Raw genomic sequence first — 16577 nt, forward strand, 5'->3', positions numbered from 1 at the left:
GGCTTACTAAAAAGTTTATTAACGCGCGCTTTTTTGTAGAAAATCCCGACTATATTTATTCTATAAATCTATTTTTGGCAATTAACGGTACTTATTAGAACGTCAGATTAATATTCTGTATTTCTGCTAGGTACGAAGTAAGCCCATACGGAAATGGTAGTAAATAAAAGGAAGCGCTATGAATAAACACGATTCTCTCGAATACCTGTGTCCCCATTGCGGCATAGTTAATACATTCCCCTTACATGCTTTAAGAGACATGTATCAAGAGCAAGTTGAAACCTGCAAATGTTGTGGTAAAAATTTGAGTCTAACTGCGGCAGATGGGATTGCGGGCCAAATTAATTTAGTTATTGGTGAGCTTGATCAAGATATACAAGCGAAGTAATAACGCCCACTAGGTCTATGGGCGTTTACAGCAAAGAAAAGCTGCGTAGAAGCGACTATGAAGAAAAGAAATCTCTTCGTAACTCTCTATCAGTAAGGAACTGGCCACCTAACGCTGAGGTTTTTGTAAATGAATTCGTGTCTCTTATACCACGAGCTTTAACGCAATAATGCGTCGCATTGATACTAACCGCCACATCTTCAGTTTCAGTAAGTGTTTGAATAGCAACCAACACCTGTTGCGTTAAGCGTTCTTGCACTTGAGGTCGCTGTGCGAAAAAGCCGACTAATCGATTAATTTTCGACAATCCAAGTACTTTATCCTTGGGTATGTAAGCTACGGTAGCAGTTCCATCAATGGTCACAAAGTGATGCTCACAGGTACTTGTTAAGCTAATGTCTGATACTTGCACCGGCTGGTCGATATTCATCTTGTTTTCGATTTGGGTAATTTTAGGAAACTTGCGATAATCCAACCCTCCAAAAATTTCATCGACATACATTTTGGCAATACGTTGAGGCGTATCGCAAAGGCTATCATCAGATAAATCGAGCCCAAGGGTAACCATAACATCATGCATAGCGCCTTCAATACGCTTGCGTTTCTGTTCGTCAGACAAACCATTGCGCACCATCGGTGTTTCTAACCCCTTATCTTCAAGGGCTCTTCTCACTCGCTGCGCTGATTCAGAAATGGAGGGATCCAGTGCATCACGCACAATTACCGCTTCTTTTGCTAACATTAACTTATTCCGTGATTACTACTTTTTTGACCTTATACGCTGTTAAAATCGTAAAGATCCGCACAGCTGGAAGATGACAGTTTATTAATCTTCACAGCCTATTCATTGTTGTTGCTAGCGAACCTATCAAACTAGCGATGGTTTTCGTACCCAGTATAAAGGAGACGCCCTTGCCGTTACCTGTGTTACTTACCGGCGCTACTCAACGCCTCGGTCTGGCGATGGCAGAAAGCCTACTGAGCCAAAATACCCCTATCGTTGTAACCTATCGAACACCCAAGCAGAGTATTCATCGATTAGAACAAAAGGGAGCCATATTAATTAGGGCAGATTTTAGCACTCAGGCGGCTATTGATCGAGCAATTGATGAGATTATAGCGGTTAGTCCTTATTATCGCGCGCTTATACACAATGCATCTGATTGGGCGCAAGAAGCAGACAATGACAACTACGATAGTTTGATGGAACAAATGATGCGTGTACACGTATTTGCTCCGTATCGAATAAACATGGCACTGGAAACCGCGTTGACTCACCGTGAAGGGCCCGCTGATATAATTCACATGACGGATTATGTGCAACAAACCGGTAGTGCTAAGCATGTGGCGTACGCTGCGAGTAAGGCCGCGTTGCACAACCTAACCCTTTCGTTTGCTAAGCGTTTGGCGCCTTCGGTGAAGGTAAATAGTATTGCCCCAGCCTTGCTGATGTTTAATTCCGGCGATGATGAGGCCTATAGAGAAAAAGCACTGAAAAAGTCATTACTGGAAATAGTGCCCGGTGCAGATGAAGCTGTTAAAGCGATGAATTATTTACTAGAGAGCGATTATATTACCGGGCAAACGGTGCATTTAAACGGCGGTAGGCATCTTAAATAACAGCAATCGTAAGCGCAATTAAGCTAGCGAGGTAAATACTCATAGCTGCCCAGTAAATTCATCATGAAAGCTGTTGGTAGCAACACTTTGCTGACTTATAATCACCTTTTTATTTAATCATTGAGAGTTGCATGCAAGGCACACGAGTTATGGCCCCGGAGTGGGATAAGGTAGATGCTGTTTTATTAGCCTGGCCGCACAGTCAAACCGATTGGGCCCCATGGCTTTCACAAGCTCGTCAAACCTATTTAGATATTATCAACGCCATTAACCGCTATCAGGCTGGTGTTATCATTTTGTGTGCCCCAGATGATATAGATGATTTAAAGGCACTATTACCTGAACAGGCCAAAGCATTGCTTATTCCTGCCTCATACAACGATACATGGATGCGGGATTACGGCTTTATATCATGCGTAGATGATCAAGGTTATGGCGCACCAGTAGAGTTTAGATTTAACGGTTGGGGCGAAAAATTTGATGCCTCCGAAGATAATATGGCCAATCAACGTTATTTGGCAGCGCTATGCGAGCAACCATTGCGTAGTAGCCCAGTGGTGTTGGAAGGTGGTGCATTAGAAATTAACCAAGCTGGGCACTTACTCACAACTGCACAGTGTTTACTGAACCCTAAACGCAATGGCGAACTAAGCCTTACCGAGTACGCCCACGTATTTGAAGAAATGTTAGGTTGTAGTAAAACGACGGTGCTCCAGCATGGGCATTTAGAAGGTGACGATACCGACGGCCATGTGGACACGCTAGTACGCTTCACGCCACACTATGGTTTAGTTATACAGGCCGCTTTTAATCGTGCCGACGATTCACATTTTGCGGGTTTAAAATCCCTTTGTGACGAATGTATGCAAGTGTTACCTGAATACGAACAATTTCACTTGCCACTTCCACATATAGTGAATGAAAGCGGTGATAGGCTTCCCGCTTCTTACGCAAATTTCTTGATCTGTAACCGCGCTATTTTGCTGCCCGTATATGGACAACCTGAAGATACTTCTGCCATTGAAGTCATGCAACGGGCGTATCCGGATCATATAATTGAACCAATTGACTGTTCTGTACTAATACAACAGTACGGCAGCTTACATTGTATTTCGATGCAAGTGCCTACCAACACATTGCGCCCCTCGGTGCTTGCTATGCTAGAGAAAGGAGTATCCATATATGCGTCCGACCACGCTTAAAGTGGGTGTTGTGCAACAAGCCGTTGCCGACAACGATAAAGCTAAAAACTGGAAACGAAGCGCTGAGCAAGTCGCAAAACTGGCAGAGCAAGGGTGCGAATGCATTTTGCTTCAAGAATTACACAGTACCTTGTATTTCTGCCAACAAGAAGACACAGACGCTTTCGATCTTGCCGAGCCAATACCAGGGCCCGCTACCGATTTTTTTGGCCAGTTGGCTAAAAAACACAATATCGTATTAGTAACTTCGTTATTTGAGAAAAGGGGCTCTGGCCTCTACCACAATACTGCGGTGGTGTTCGACCGAAGCGAGGAGATAGCCGGTAAATATAGGAAAATGCATATTCCTGACGATCCTGGCTTCTACGAGAAATTCTACTTTACCCCCGGTGATATGGGGTTTACGCCAATTGAAACGAGCGTAGGTAAACTAGGCGTTTTGGTATGCTGGGATCAATGGTACCCCGAAGCGGCGCGTTTAATGGCAATGGCGGGAGCAGATTTACTGTTTTATCCCACGGCTATAGGTTGGGATTTAACCGACACAGAAGAAGAACGTAGCCGTCAGCATGGTGCATGGGAAACCATTCAACGGTCTCACGCAGTAGCCAATTCTGTGCCAGTAATTGTTGCCAACAGAACAGGCTTTGAAGCCTCTCCGGTAGAAGGAGATCCAGGCATACAATTTTGGGGGCAAAGTTTTATTGCCGGACCACAAGGCGAATTACTGGCGAAGGCCAATGCGAATGAGGAAGCAACGCTAGCGGTAGACATTGATTTAGCGCGCACCGAGCAAGTTAAACGTATCTGGCCATATTTTAGAGATAGACGTATTGATGCCTACGACGAGCTAACTAAGCGCTGGCGCGACTAATGTCTAGGGCCAGGCATTAAGTTCGAAAAAAAGAGCGCGTAATTAGTACGCGCTCTTTTTTTGCCAATTAAGCACAAAATAACACGAATGATTTAGCTATTTGACACATTACTCTCTCGTGGGTGAAACTTTGAAAATGATATCATCGCACATAAGGTAACAAGCTCGTTCGGATACTGAAATAAGGTCTTTCAAAACTTGTTCATTCGCATCTAGCCCCCCGGTGAACTGCCCGAATGCTGGCATCATCAACATATTATTCCCCACCACAAAGCACTTCCCCGAATAACGCCTTTGCGACACTTTGGTTTTTATTTTTGGATGGTAATGTCCAATCACCTGATACGTCGGCAACGACTTACGCGTAGTACTATCACCTTGATAAGCAGTGGTAGGCTCATGTTGAAAACAAAGCCGATCGTGGGTTAGCTGCTTTAGCGCGGTACCCGGCACACCCTCGGGTAAAACAGGATCGTGGTTTCCTTCCACCCAATCCCAGTTAGGCACATGATTAACTAAGTTGAATAACAACGCCCTATCTTGTTGAGTCATTCGCGACATACTATGTTTGTCATGAAAACTATCGCCTAAGCTAATTACCTTAGAAGGCGTATAATCTTCGATTACACTACGTAACCGCGTTAATGTGGCGCGCGTATCTAAGCTAGGCAAGGGATTCCCATAACTGCGTAAATAACTGCCTTTTTCAAAGTGTAGGTCTGATACCACTAAAAAATCTAAAGCAGGAATATAAGCCACGCCTCTGGCGTCTAACAGCCACAAGTGTTCAGCAAATTTCACTATGGTTATGCGCCCCGTGGCAACTTTTTCAGTTACCCATTTATCTGTTATTGCCACTGAGTGTTTATTCTCCTTACTAACGATGCAAGCGCTTCCTCCTTAAGCCTATCAATAGGGTCTTAAGCTACTGTGCTTATATACTAGGGCGTAGATTGAGTCGCAAGTAGCGCCCTCACCTCATCCAGCATAGTTTGCGCTTCTTCATACAAACTGGCCTGTTCAATGACCGATTGGGCCCCCGCGCCCTTTATTTGTTCACTTCGAACATTCAATACAATAGGAATTGCCATAGGAGAAACCTTCTCAAGGTTAACCAAAGTGGCTTGTCCAACGTACCGTATCAAAAGGTTAGCTAACCTTCGTACATCCAGCAATTCGCGCTCAGCATCGGCTCTCGCAACAGCTAATAAAATGTGATCAGGATCGTGTGCACGTAACGTGTCATAGATTAAATCTGTTGAGAAGGTCACTTGTTTCATGGTTTTTTGGCTGGCATGGTAGCGTTGTTCCGTCAAACCACTTACCACGGCAACTTGGCGAAAAGCCCGTTTTAACATGGAGGCTTGTAACATCCAGTCTTCTAATTCATCGCCCAGTATATCTGGCTGAAATAGCTGGGTCAGTTGCTCAGCAGTAATAGGGTTCACAGCGCTAATAGACAAACCATAGTCAGTTACACTAAAGCTCAACGGCTTCACGCCCATTTTCTCCATACGCCGAGTGAGTAACATGCCCAGGGTTTGGTTCGCTTTTCGTCCATCAAACGTATAAAACAAGGTATAGTTAGTTTGCCGAAATGGAAACTGCTCTACTAGCACCTTTTCTGGCGACGGAAGTTGAGAAAAAGCCTGTTGCAGGCGCAGCCAATCCTTTACCTGCGCAGGCAACGTTCGCCATCGCCTAGGTTGCGCGAGCAGTTCTCTTACCCCCTCGGCAAGAAACGTAGAGAGCGGCATTTGTCCACCCGCATAACTTGGGATTTTCGGCTCTTTCGCTTTAGCGGGTCTAGCGTGCAGCTGCATATCCCGTATAGCCTCAAATTTCAGTATCTCTCCTGAAAAGTAAAAGGTGTCTGTGGGGGTTAACTGTTGGGCAAAAGACTCTTCAACTTCACCAATAATTTTTCCTTGGTTACCGCGGTGAATGCGTTTAACTTTCAGCCTTCCCGCCTCAACTATAGTTCCAATATTTTGTCGGTGCCGCTGAATGACTCTGCGATTAGCGGGAGAATAACGTCCATCGTCATCAATCTTAAGACGCTGATACCTTTCATAGGCATTTAACGCACTGCCACCGTCTAATGTAAATTGCCATAATTTATCAAAGTCTGACCTTTCTAGTCCTTGATAGGGTGTTGCATTCAAAATCTCTTTATACAACGAATCTGGAGTACTAGACGTGCTACATAAACAGTTAAGGATAAATTGCGGTATAATATCCAGTGCGCCTGGCTGAGGAGCCTCGCCATCAAGCTGTCCTTTCTTAATTGCAGTGATAGCAGCCTGACACTCAAGGGCTTCAAAACGATTTGCTGGTATTAACAATGCCTCGCTGGGTTCATCTAGCCTATGGTTTGCCCGTCCAATTCGCTGTAGCAAACGGCTTACGCCTTTCGGCGCACCCACTTGAATAACCTTATCCACATCCCCCCAATCTATGCCTAATTCTAATGCTGAGGTACACACTACCGCCCGCAACATACCATTAGCCATCATAGTTTCAGTTTTGCGACGCTGCTCTTTGCTAAGCGAACCATGATAAAGAGCGATAGGGAGTGAATGGGTATTCGCTTCCCATAACATTTGAAATAAAAGCTCGGATTGAGCGCGGGTATTTACAAAAACCAACGTGGTTTTTGCTTCACAAATAGCCGTGTAAATATCATCGATAGCATAGCGTGCCATAAAGCCCCCAAAAGGCATTCGTGCTTTTGATTTTAACAGCTGAACTTTCGGCTTTTCGCCCGCTTTCACTTTTATAATATGAGCAGTATCCTTGGTTCCAGCTAACCACGCTGCCAAGGTTTCTGGGTAAGCGACCGTGGCCGATAGGCCAATACGCTGAAGGGTGGGTGAAAGAATGTTAAGACGGGCCAATGCTAATGCGAGAAAATCGCCGCGCTTGTTAGTATATAAACTGTGTGCCTCGTCAATAATTACCCGTTTAAGCTTACCGAAGATGCGATCCGCATCGGCATAACTTAGCATCAGCATTAAAGACTCAGGAGTAGTTAGCAATATATGCGGGGGTTTCTTACGTTGTCGCTGCCGCTTGTGCGAAGGGGTATCGCCGGTTCTCGTTTCGGCAGAAATAGGTAACGCCATATCTTCAATTGGTTGTAGTAAGTTTCTATGGATATCTTGCGTTAACGCTTTTAGCGGCGAAATATAAAGCGTATGCATGCCGCTATGATCATGTTGATATAGCTCTGTAAGACTAGGCAAAAAACCGGATAAGGTTTTACCTGCTCCCGTGGGGGCTATCAGCAATATTGCATTGTGCTTATCTTTTTGCGCCAGCATCTTTTGCTGGTAACCACGCAGTTGCCATCCTTTATCTGAAAACCACTGACGAAATACCGGCAAAAGCGAAGGCCGTTTGGCTGACATAGAAACTCATAAAACGGTTGAAGTATAGAAACACTGTATACGTTTTGTCGCCACATCGGTTTATTTTGCGCTTAATTCAACCAATGTCCCGTGTATTGCGTACTGACTTTTACAGCACATTTCCTAAAAATGATTCAGGAGCCCTTAGCTTGCACCCTTCCCAATGGATGAAGATTGATAATATCGGTTTATACTGTAAACCCGGTGATTTCTATATCGACCCTATGTCACCGGTGCAGACCGCACTGGTTACTCACGGTCATGCCGATCATGCTCGAGAGGGTCACAAGCACGTATTCGCAAGCCATGAAACCCTCGCCATAATGCGCACCCGCTATGGCGAAGAGATGGCCGACGAACAGCAAGGGGTAGCCATGCAAACCCCACTGACATTTAATGACGTGGTGGTCACTTTTTACCCCGCTGGTCATATTTTAGGGTCCACCCAAATACTCATCGAATATGCGGGCTACAGCGTAGTCGTATCAGGCGACTATAAACGTCGGCACGATCCTACGTGTCCCCCATTTGAGGTTATTCCGTGTGATGTGTTCATTACCGAGGCCACATTTGCGCTCCCTGTTTTTCGCCACCCCCCTATCGGTGATGAAATTGCCAAACTACTCCATTCATTAGCGGTATTTCCTTCTCGATGCCACCTCGTAGGCGCCTACGCCCTAGGCAAATGCCAGCGCGTCATCTTAGCGCTTAGGGAAGCAGGTTACGATGCGCCTATTTATCTTCATGGGGCACAGATAAAGCTGTGTCAGCTTTATCAGCAGTTCGATATAGCGTTAGGCGAACTTATACCTGTTAGTGAGGTTGTCGATAAGCAAACGTTGGCGGGAGAAATTGTGATAGCGCCCCCCTCGGCCTTGGCTGACCGATGGTCACGTAGCTTACCAAACGTTAGAACCGTAATGGTTTCTGGGTGGATGCAAATTCGAGCGCGCGCGAAACAGCGAAATGCTGAACTACCGCTTATTATCTCCGATCATTGTGATTGGCCTGAACTTTTACAAACTATCGAAGAGGTTAATCCGACAGAAGTTTGGGTGACACACGGGCGGGAAGATGCACTTATTTACCAAGCGCGTAAAATGGGCTATCGCGCACGAGCCCTTTCCATGGTGGGCTACGACGAAGACGAACAAGGAGAGTCGTTTCATGGAAGCGTTTAGCGAATTACTCGAACAGTTGTACTTTACCTCTGGCAATAATGCTAAAGCAGCGCTTATCAAAGATTACCTCGCCAGTACCCCTGACCCCGATAGAGGATGGGCTGTAGCCGCGATTGCAGGTGCACTCAAATTCGACTTCTTCAAACGTAATACCGTAAAAAAATTGATTACCGAACGAGTGGACGGCGAATTATTTGCCATGAGTTACGATTACGTGGGCGAGGTTAGCGAAACCGTAGCTCACTTGTGGCCTGATTACGAACCGAGTGTAAAGCTGCCAGCATTAAGCGAGATTATCGATGACTTTATGGGTGTTAGCCGCAATAAGGTATCAGGCACATTGGCCAATTATCTATCGATAATGACACCCGCGCAGCGCTGGGCGCTATTGAAGCTAGGAACACGAGGGCTGCGTATTGGCGTGTCGGCACGATCGATTAAACAAATTTTAGCCGATTACGGCAACAAAGATATTAGCGACATTGAAACGTTATGGCACGGCGTTAAGCCGCCTTATACAAACTTACTTCTATGGCTTGAAGACAAAGGCCCTAAACCTGATATTAGCGATGTATTAACCTTCCATCCTGTAATGCTATCCCACCCAATTGAAGAAAAGCATATCGATGATTTTTGTCCTCACTTGTGGCAAATAGAAAACAAGTATGATGGTATTAGAGTGCAGCTCGCCTGCAACACACAAAAAGCGGAGTCTCAAAAAGCACTGTTTTCTCGAACTGGCGACGATATTAGCCATGCCTTCCCCGACTTATTAGAAGCAATATCTGGCAATCTCGTGCTCGACGGTGAATTGCTTGTTATGCACAAGGAAAGTATTGATACATTTAACGCACTTCAGCAAAGGTTAAACAAGAAGAAGCCCAGCAATGCGTTAATGAAAACATTCCCCGCAGGTATGATTGTTTATGATGCGCTGGTTATTGAAGGAATCGATCTTACCTCGCTTCCTTTGGCGGAGCGGCGAAAAAAGTTACAGGATTATTTAACCCAAACCGAAAAGGGAATAAACCCTCGTCTGCACTTATCAACAACCCTATTCGCCGCGTCTGCCGATGAATTACGCGCTCTGCATCAAAAGGTATGTCAAAACCGAGCGGTAGAAGGTCTTATGCTAAAACGTCTCGACAGTTATTACGTGCCCGGACGCCCTAAAGGTAAGTGGTATAAATGGAAGCGTGACGCATTTACCGTAGACGCAGTAATGATGTACGCGCAGCGAGGCCACGGTAAGCGCTCTAGTTTCTATTCAGATTATACCTTTGGTGCGTGGCAAGATGACACCCTGCTTCCCATTGGCAAAGCATATTCTGGATTTACTGACGACGAACTTAAGAAACTCGATAACTGGGTACGTCGCAATGCAATAGGCCGCTTCGGCCCTGTCCGCGAAGTGAAAAAAGAACTGGTATTGGAAGTTGCCTTTGATGCTGTGCATACTTCCAGTCGCCATAAGTCGGGGGTCGCCCTGCGATTTCCGCGCATTCATCGCATAAGGTGGGACAAACCGGCAAGCGAGGCAGATACCCTAGAGACAATAGTCTCGCTTATAGACACCTAGTTTGGGGTTAGTGTAATAGCCGGTGTTACTGCCGCCTTTACCTATCAGACCCATAAAAAAGGAAGACTACATATGCCTTCCTTTTTAATACCACCTGCAAAAAAATGCGGGGGCTGTTACTGTGCGATATCGGCCTGGGTAGGAAGTGCGCTAAATGCACCATACTGGGTTACCGTAAACGCGCCACAGCGAATAGCGAATTCAGTTGCTGCGCTTACATTTTCAAAGCTTTCAACCCAGTGATTAAACTCATCGGTATCGGCAACCTGCGTAGTAAGATAGTAAAGGAACCCGCCAATAAAAGAGTCGCCCGCTGCGGTAGTATCTTTCACATCCATTTTTGGTGAAGCAAGAGTGCCACTAAAGCTGCTGGTAATATACTGGATAGGCTCGCCACCGTCGGTAACCAATACCACTTTAACGCCACTTTCTAGCCACTGCTTAACTTTCTCTTGTGCATTTTCTTCGCCATACAACTGCGCTAGTTCTTCACGGCTTGCTTTAAGTACTGTTACCTTTTTCGCTACTTCGTCTATACGTCCTGGCGCGTTATTGGTGTCATCCCAAAAGGCCGGACGATAGTTAATATCAAGGCACACCATCATGTTTTCTTGTTTCGCCTTTTCAAGGATAAACTCAGTGCCTGGAATAAGCTCAGGACCAGCAATTGAACCAGAGCAAAAATGTAAGATGGTATTTTTATCGCACGGTATTTCTGCAAGGTCGGCCTGACCTATATGTTTATGTGCAGCATTGTCGACATAAAAATCGAAGGAACGCTCACCATCTGCGTCAAGGTTAACAAACGCAAGGGCAGTATTGCCTTTGTCACAACGCCATACATTATCGGTAGCCACCTTATAATGATTTAACATATCGATTAAAAAAGTACCGAAGTTATCTTGGCCTACTTTAGATACCATCGCACTGTTTCCGCCTAGCTGCGCTACGGCTACAGCCACGTTAGCGGGCGCGCCACCAGCATATGGCTGAAAAGGTTTCATGGTGGGTGTTGTGCCCTCTTTAGGTGCTGCACCCTGACTTAACATATCGATTAATACTTCACCTAAACATAAGACTTTCATTTTTCACCTCACCCCTTCAAAGCAGTTTATTGACTAACAAAACGAAGGAGCGATTAGCAATGCTTCCAGCTTCATTCGTTAATGAGTCGTTAATTAAATTGGCTATAGTATTTATCAGTAAAACAATTAAATCAACCTTATTGATTTAATAATTTACAACGTGTTGTACGATTTATAAGAGAAGTCTTTTTAGATAGCTGAAATTTAAAAAGTTATTCTTCTAAGATAACTGAGAGTTCGTTAAAAAGACTAGAGGAAAATTCTGACAGATAAATCAGCATGCATGATTATTTAAGGAATTATGGTATAAATGGGCGAATTACAGACCACAAAACTACCCTACATAAGTCATGGCAGAGAGCGAAACTGAACGACAAAGTACATCCGAATTACTGGACGGACGCAGTCAAAATGAACGCGCGATATTAAAACTTATCCGCCAAGAGAGAGCACTACCAAAAGCAGAGATTGCCAAACGCAGTGGGCTGTCGGCCCAATCAGCCACCGTTATTATTAATAAACTGGAAAACGATGGGCTAGTAACACGTTTACCAGCTATACGGGGCGGCGTAGGACAACCTAAAGTGCCTTTCGGTTTAGCGGCAAATGGGGCCTATGGGGTTGGATTGAAAATTGGACGGCGTAGTTATGATATGTCGTTGATTGATTTATCTGGCGAGGTGAAAGCCACCTTACATGAGAATATTGCATACCCTACCGTTTCCTCACTACTCACCTTCTCGAAACGTGCATATAGTCTGCTCTCACAGCAAATCAACGACGCATCTCGGATACGAGGGTTGGGGGTAGCAATGCCCTTTGAAATATGGAATTGGGCGGAAGAAGCGGGGGCCTCTCCTGACGCGTTAGCTACATGGCGAAACATTGATATTCAACAAGAGCTTCATCAACAATTACAACTGCCTGTCTTTTTAAGCAATGATGCTACCGCAGCTTGCAGTGCAGAGATGACATTCGGCAATAGCCCTCGTTTAACCAATTACCTGTACATATTTGTAGGCACCTTTTTAGGCGGTGGCTTGGTGTTAAACGGCCACCTTTTTACGGGTAAGTCAAAAAACGCAGGCGCTATTGGGTCATTGCCTTTTGTCACTCATAGTGGCGCGAATCAGTTAATCAGCCAGTCTTCCCTATACTTATTAGAAAAGGCGCTAAATGAGGCGGGGGAAAACGGCAATAGAATATATGATGATAGCGAATATTGGCCATCCTATGGCAAAGCATTAACCCAATGGGTAGACAACGCAGCCACTGGGTTGGCATATGCCGCGCAGTGTGCGTTTACCTTATTGGATCTTGATGGCGTCATCATTGATGGGGCCATGCCTGTTGATGTTAAACAACAGCTTCTCACTAAGACACAAAAGGTGCTAATGCAATCCGACTTACGGGGCGTTAGCGTAGGTGAATTAGTATTAGGGAAGGTAGGCAGTAAGGCACAATCTATAGGCAGTGCTAACCTACCGCTCATTGCGAATTATTATTAAGCTTTTAGCTTCAAACGAATAGGTTTTTTCATTGAATACGTTATATCCAAAGGTCCGTATCCTCGATGGTGGAATGGGCCGTGAACTCGAACGCATTGGCGCCCCGTTTAGACAACCCGAATGGTCGGCACTCGCCTTGATTGAAACTCCCGACTTAGTCGCCCAAGCTCATCAACATTTTATTGATGCGGGCGCGCGTATTATTACCACCAATACGTATGCCCTGGTGCCATTTCATTTAGGTGAGCAGCGATTTGCCACAAGCGCAAAACAGCTGGCACACGTTGCCGCCCAAATAGCGCGAAAATTAGCGGAGAAAAATGGTGTAGAGGTTGCCGGTTGTATTCCCCCCGCCTTCGGTTCGTACAAACCCGAGTTATTCGACCCTGAAAAAGTCGCCGATATATTGCTGCCGTTAATACAGGGTCAAGAAGCTTTGGTAGACTTCTGGTTAATTGAAACAGCAGCGTCTTATGACGAAGCATTACACGTGGTTCGCTTGCTAAAAGCACATTCTAACAAGCCTGTATGGTTAGCCTTTACCCTGACTAATCGAGATGACTTAGCAAAACCCCTTCGACTTCGATCTGGTGAAACCCTGTCGCAAATAATACCGCTTTTATCCGTGGTAGACGCAGTGCTTTTTAACTGTTCACAGCCAGAAGAAATGGAGGACGCAATTGCCTATATCCATAAGGCCGCGCCAGCCTTAACTATCGGAGCCTACGCCAATAGTTTTTCGGAAATTAAGCGTGAGCATAACGCCAATGCACTTTTGTCTTCCTTACGTGAAGATGTGACACCACAAAAGTACCAACAATTTGCAAAACGTTGGCTAGACGCAGGTGCTACGGTTATTGGAGGCTGTTGTGGTATAGGCCCCGCTCACATAAAAGCGCTCAATGAGCTTATCAAGTAGCTGCGCACAATTACAACACACTCCACATAGCCAAAATAACATGCATCGTAAAACAAAGAGGCCGTTGAACGCCTCTTTGTTTCACTCTACGCTGAGTATTATTCTAACTGTTTACCCTATTAACGAGTGACCACGTTTTTAGCGCCTTTAATCAGCGCCTCTTTGTCAATCTTATTGGGTACTGCCACGCCGCGCCGCGCCGCCGGCCGGGCTTCTATACTGTTTTTCCAGCGCTGTAAATGCGCTAGCCCTTCCATACTCACGCCCGACCATTCATAGGTTCTTACCCAACACCAATTGGCCATATCAGCAATGCTGTAATCATCCACTAGGTACTCGTGATCTGCTAAGTGCCCATTTAGTACCGTAAATAGCCGGCGCACCTCATTTTGATATCGGTCAATTGCTACGGGGATCTTCTCATCTAAATACCGATAAAATACATTCGCTTGCCCCATCATAGGCCCTACACCGCCCATCTGAAACATTAACCATTGCAGCACCTGACTGCGCCGGGTAATTTCGCTTGGCAGGAACTGCCCGGTTTTTTCGGCCAGATAGATCATAATCGCGCCAGATTCAAACACCACATGATCGTGATTTTCTTTATCTTTGATAACGGGAATTCGTCCGTTTGGGTTCATCGTCAAAAACGCGTCGGTTTTCTGTTCCCCTTTCATTAAATTTACCGGTTTAACCGTATAGGGTAAGCCCATTTCTTCCAGGGCTACTGACGCCTTCCATCCGTTAGGCGTGGCTGCTGTATAGAGTTCTATCATTAGGCTTTAGCGCTCTCTCTACTACTTACATTGTCATACCAACGACGCAAATTCTCTTGCTCGTCTTTAATACGTATCCCCACTACCCGCGCAAAATCAATAGCACATAAGGCGGTGATATCAGCAATAGAAAATGAATCCCCCGCGATAAAGGGTGTTACCGACAAACGGCGCTCAAGAATGTTAAAATACTTAGAGGCGTTGATCCCTGCTTCTTTACCGTATTCTGGCACCGGCACCATACGATCTTTAAAGTAGCCGGTTGTATGTTGGAAGCACATACCAACCTGTAGCATTAAGGCAAGTTCAACTTGGCGCTGCCACATAGAAATAACGCCCTTCTCTAATGCAGTTTCACCCATTAATGAGGGGGAGGGGTGAAGTGCTTCGAAGTAAGTGCAAATCGCATCTGTTTCGGCAATACAGGTACCATCATCGAGCTCGAGAATGGGAATTTTACCTAGCGGGTTTTTCGCCCTCATTTGTGCGCTTAAGTTCTCGCCCTTTTGAATATCAACCTGAACATAATCAACATCAATGCCTTTTTCAGCAAGGAACATCCGTACCCGTCGGGGATTAGGTGCTGTGCGGGTTTCGTAGATTTTCATAGTATAACCTTGGCTTTGTCGTCATTCTCAGGGTAGTTCCCACGCTTGTAAGGTGCAAATCATTAAAATATAGGGGATATATATTCAGCGCTTGAATGGTTATACCTGTGGAAAATCACCAGAAGGGGGGTTACTTCCTCATGGTGATATTATGATTTTGCATAACATTGAATATAGTTAACTTGTCTACTGGAAGTTAATTTCCAACGCTGGGTAAACGGATTAAGTTTCATTCCCGTTTGATAGGTAGAAGTGAATTCGTTGCCCACCCATTGGCTCAGCTCCTTAGGTGTGACAAACTTTCTCCACGCATGGGTGCCAATGGGTAAATAGCGCATAATATACTCGGCTCCAACTATCGCAACGATATAACTTTTAACTGTACGGTTTAAGGTGGCGAGTACCAATAATCCCCCTGGTTTCACTAACTGAGCACACTGTCTAATTAGCTGTTTCTGATTGGGAACATGTTCCACTACCTCGGCATTAATAACTACATCAAAGGTTTCGCCATATTCAACAACTTCGCTGGCGAGTTGATGGCGATAATCAATATCGAGTTGACTAATATGCGCGTGGCGCTTAGCCACTTCTACGCTTACTGCACTTGCATCAATGCCAGTAACCTGCGCCCCTTTTTTCGCCAAAGGTTCACTTATAAGGCCGCCGCCACAGCCAATATCTACTACCGATAAAGCTGTAAAAGGTGTAGGGGTTGTTGGGCTAATAGTAAAATGGTGACGAATTTGCTGCTCTATCACAGTTAACCGTGCACGGTTAAAGTCTAACGCGGTTTTATATTTACCGTTTTCATCCCACCAGCTTTCTGCCAGTGCATCGAAACGGGCAATCTCTTGGGGAGAAAAATTTAACGGAGGTGTCTTTTCGCTTTTATCTAGCATTGGCTTGCCATGTATGTTGTAGATACAAACCACATTTGCCTTTTTTGTCTATTGCTGCAATGGTTTATTCAAAGAGTAAAATTCACTAGCGATCGACCAAGACCACACGAATTAATTATACGCTGCAAAGGAGATTATCGTTTTGGCTAATGCAAAAAATGTTTATGGGCGACCATTGCAACTGTGTTGTGGCAACACAGGTTTTACCCGAGAAGGCTTTTGCTATGTGCCTGAGTCAGATAGTGGTAACCATAGTGTATGTGCTGTAATGAGCGATGAATTCTTGCAGTTCTCATTACGCCAAGGTAACGATCTTATAACCCCGTGGCCCAGCATGCAATTTGCCGGTTTACTGGCCGGCGATAGGTGGTGCCTGTGCGCAGAGCGATGGCTGCAAGCCTACGCAGCAGGTGTGGCGCCTAAGGTGAGATTAGAGGCCACCCATGAAAAGGCTCTCGCGGTGATCCCCCTTGCTATCTTAGAAGCCTACGCGGTAGATAAGCACGGATAACCGCCACGTAG

Annotated in this window: 16 protein-coding genes; 9 read left to right on the forward strand and 7 right to left on the reverse strand. The window is 45.3% G+C overall.

Going from position 1 to position 16577, the window contains the following annotated elements:
• Positions 1 to 178: 178 nt before the first annotated feature.
• Entirely contained in the window at positions 179 to 388 is a 210-nt protein-coding gene (locus GTH32_RS17295; RefSeq protein ID WP_163088114.1) for a hypothetical protein, read from the forward strand.
• A 55-nt stretch (positions 389 to 443) separates the two neighbouring features.
• Here GTH32_RS17295 and folE read toward each other — a convergent pair whose 3' ends face one another.
• Positions 444 to 1130, reverse strand: a complete 687-nt coding sequence (gene folE, locus GTH32_RS17300) for a GTP cyclohydrolase I FolE (RefSeq protein WP_163088116.1) — start codon at positions 1128 to 1130, stop codon at positions 444 to 446.
• Positions 1131 to 1300: 170 nt separating this feature from the next.
• On the opposite strand from folE, the gene folM reads away from it, so the two are divergent.
• The 3 genes from folM to GTH32_RS17315 all read left to right on the forward strand — a co-directional run bounded on the left by folM (position 1301) and on the right by GTH32_RS17315 (position 4084).
• Positions 1301 to 2008: a dihydromonapterin reductase gene (gene folM / locus GTH32_RS17305; RefSeq protein WP_163088118.1), complete on the forward strand. Its 708-nt coding sequence runs from the start codon at positions 1301 to 1303 to the stop codon at positions 2006 to 2008.
• A gap of 131 nt (positions 2009 to 2139) precedes the next feature.
• Complete coding sequence (locus GTH32_RS17310; RefSeq protein ID WP_163088120.1) at positions 2140 to 3210, forward strand: agmatine deiminase family protein; 1071 nt, start codon at positions 2140 to 2142, stop codon at positions 3208 to 3210.
• Positions 3191 to 4084: a carbon-nitrogen hydrolase gene (locus tag GTH32_RS17315; RefSeq protein ID WP_163088122.1), complete on the forward strand. Its 894-nt coding sequence runs from the start codon at positions 3191 to 3193 to the stop codon at positions 4082 to 4084. Before GTH32_RS17310 ends, GTH32_RS17315 begins: the two co-directional genes overlap by 20 nt.
• Before the next feature lie 108 nt (positions 4085 to 4192).
• Here the strand turns inward: GTH32_RS17315 and pdeM are convergent, their stop codons facing one another.
• On the reverse strand, positions 4193 to 4942 hold the full coding sequence (gene pdeM / locus GTH32_RS17320; RefSeq protein WP_163088124.1) for a ligase-associated DNA damage response endonuclease PdeM: 750 nt from the start codon (positions 4940 to 4942) through the stop codon (positions 4193 to 4195).
• 83 nt (positions 4943 to 5025) lie between these two features.
• Positions 5026 to 7494, reverse strand: a complete 2469-nt coding sequence (locus tag GTH32_RS17325; RefSeq protein WP_163088126.1) for a ligase-associated DNA damage response DEXH box helicase — start codon at positions 7492 to 7494, stop codon at positions 5026 to 5028.
• Positions 7495 to 7643: 149 nt separating this feature from the next.
• Between GTH32_RS17325 and GTH32_RS17330 the strand changes: the two genes are divergently transcribed.
• Together GTH32_RS17330 and GTH32_RS17335 are read left to right on the forward strand one after the other, a co-directional pair.
• On the forward strand, positions 7644 to 8675 hold the full coding sequence (locus GTH32_RS17330; protein ID WP_163088128.1) for a ligase-associated DNA damage response exonuclease: 1032 nt from the start codon (positions 7644 to 7646) through the stop codon (positions 8673 to 8675).
• On the forward strand, positions 8662 to 10254 hold the full coding sequence (locus GTH32_RS17335) for a cisplatin damage response ATP-dependent DNA ligase (protein ID WP_163088131.1): 1593 nt from the start codon (positions 8662 to 8664) through the stop codon (positions 10252 to 10254). The genes GTH32_RS17330 and GTH32_RS17335 overlap by 14 nt, the downstream gene beginning before the upstream one ends.
• 116 nt (positions 10255 to 10370) lie before the next feature.
• Here the strand turns inward: GTH32_RS17335 and GTH32_RS17340 are convergent, their stop codons facing one another.
• Positions 10371 to 11339 carry a carbohydrate kinase family protein gene (locus tag GTH32_RS17340; RefSeq protein WP_163088133.1) on the reverse strand — a complete coding sequence of 323 codons (969 nt, stop codon included), beginning with the start codon at positions 11337 to 11339 and terminating at the stop codon, positions 10371 to 10373.
• Positions 11340 to 11689: 350 nt separating this feature from the next.
• Between GTH32_RS17340 and GTH32_RS17345 the strand changes: the two genes are divergently transcribed.
• A complete protein-coding gene (locus tag GTH32_RS17345; protein WP_163088135.1) occupies positions 11690 to 12847 on the forward strand; it encodes an ROK family transcriptional regulator in 1158 nt (385 codons plus the stop codon).
• A 31-nt stretch (positions 12848 to 12878) separates the two neighbouring features.
• The gene (locus tag GTH32_RS17350; protein ID WP_281360054.1) at positions 12879 to 13766 is read left to right on the forward strand and encodes a homocysteine S-methyltransferase family protein; all 888 of its coding nucleotides are present in this window, start codon (positions 12879 to 12881) and stop codon (positions 13764 to 13766) included.
• A 119-nt stretch (positions 13767 to 13885) separates the two neighbouring features.
• Here the strand turns inward: GTH32_RS17350 and GTH32_RS17355 are convergent, their stop codons facing one another.
• The 3 genes from GTH32_RS17355 to ubiG form a co-directional block, all read right to left on the reverse strand.
• On the reverse strand, positions 13886 to 14545 hold the full coding sequence (locus GTH32_RS17355; protein ID WP_163088137.1) for a glutathione S-transferase family protein: 660 nt from the start codon (positions 14543 to 14545) through the stop codon (positions 13886 to 13888).
• Positions 14545 to 15153 (reverse strand): glutathione S-transferase family protein, encoded by a 609-nt coding sequence (locus tag GTH32_RS17360; protein ID WP_163088138.1) that lies wholly within the window; start codon positions 15151 to 15153, stop codon positions 14545 to 14547. The genes GTH32_RS17355 and GTH32_RS17360 overlap by 1 nt, the downstream gene beginning before the upstream one ends.
• Before the next feature lie 149 nt (positions 15154 to 15302).
• Positions 15303 to 16055 (reverse strand): bifunctional 2-polyprenyl-6-hydroxyphenol methylase/3-demethylubiquinol 3-O-methyltransferase UbiG, encoded by a 753-nt coding sequence (gene ubiG / locus GTH32_RS17365; RefSeq protein WP_163088140.1) that lies wholly within the window; start codon positions 16053 to 16055, stop codon positions 15303 to 15305.
• Positions 16056 to 16197: 142 nt separating this feature from the next.
• Here ubiG and GTH32_RS17370 point away from each other — a divergent pair, with 142 nt between their 5' ends.
• A complete protein-coding gene (locus GTH32_RS17370) occupies positions 16198 to 16566 on the forward strand; it encodes a DUF2237 family protein (protein WP_163088142.1) in 369 nt (122 codons plus the stop codon).
• The last annotated feature ends 11 nt before the right edge of the window (positions 16567 to 16577 follow it).

Origin of the sequence: Alteromonas profundi (assembly GCF_010500865.1) — a bacterium.
GTDB lineage: Bacteria > Pseudomonadota > Gammaproteobacteria > Enterobacterales > Alteromonadaceae > Alteromonas > Alteromonas profundi.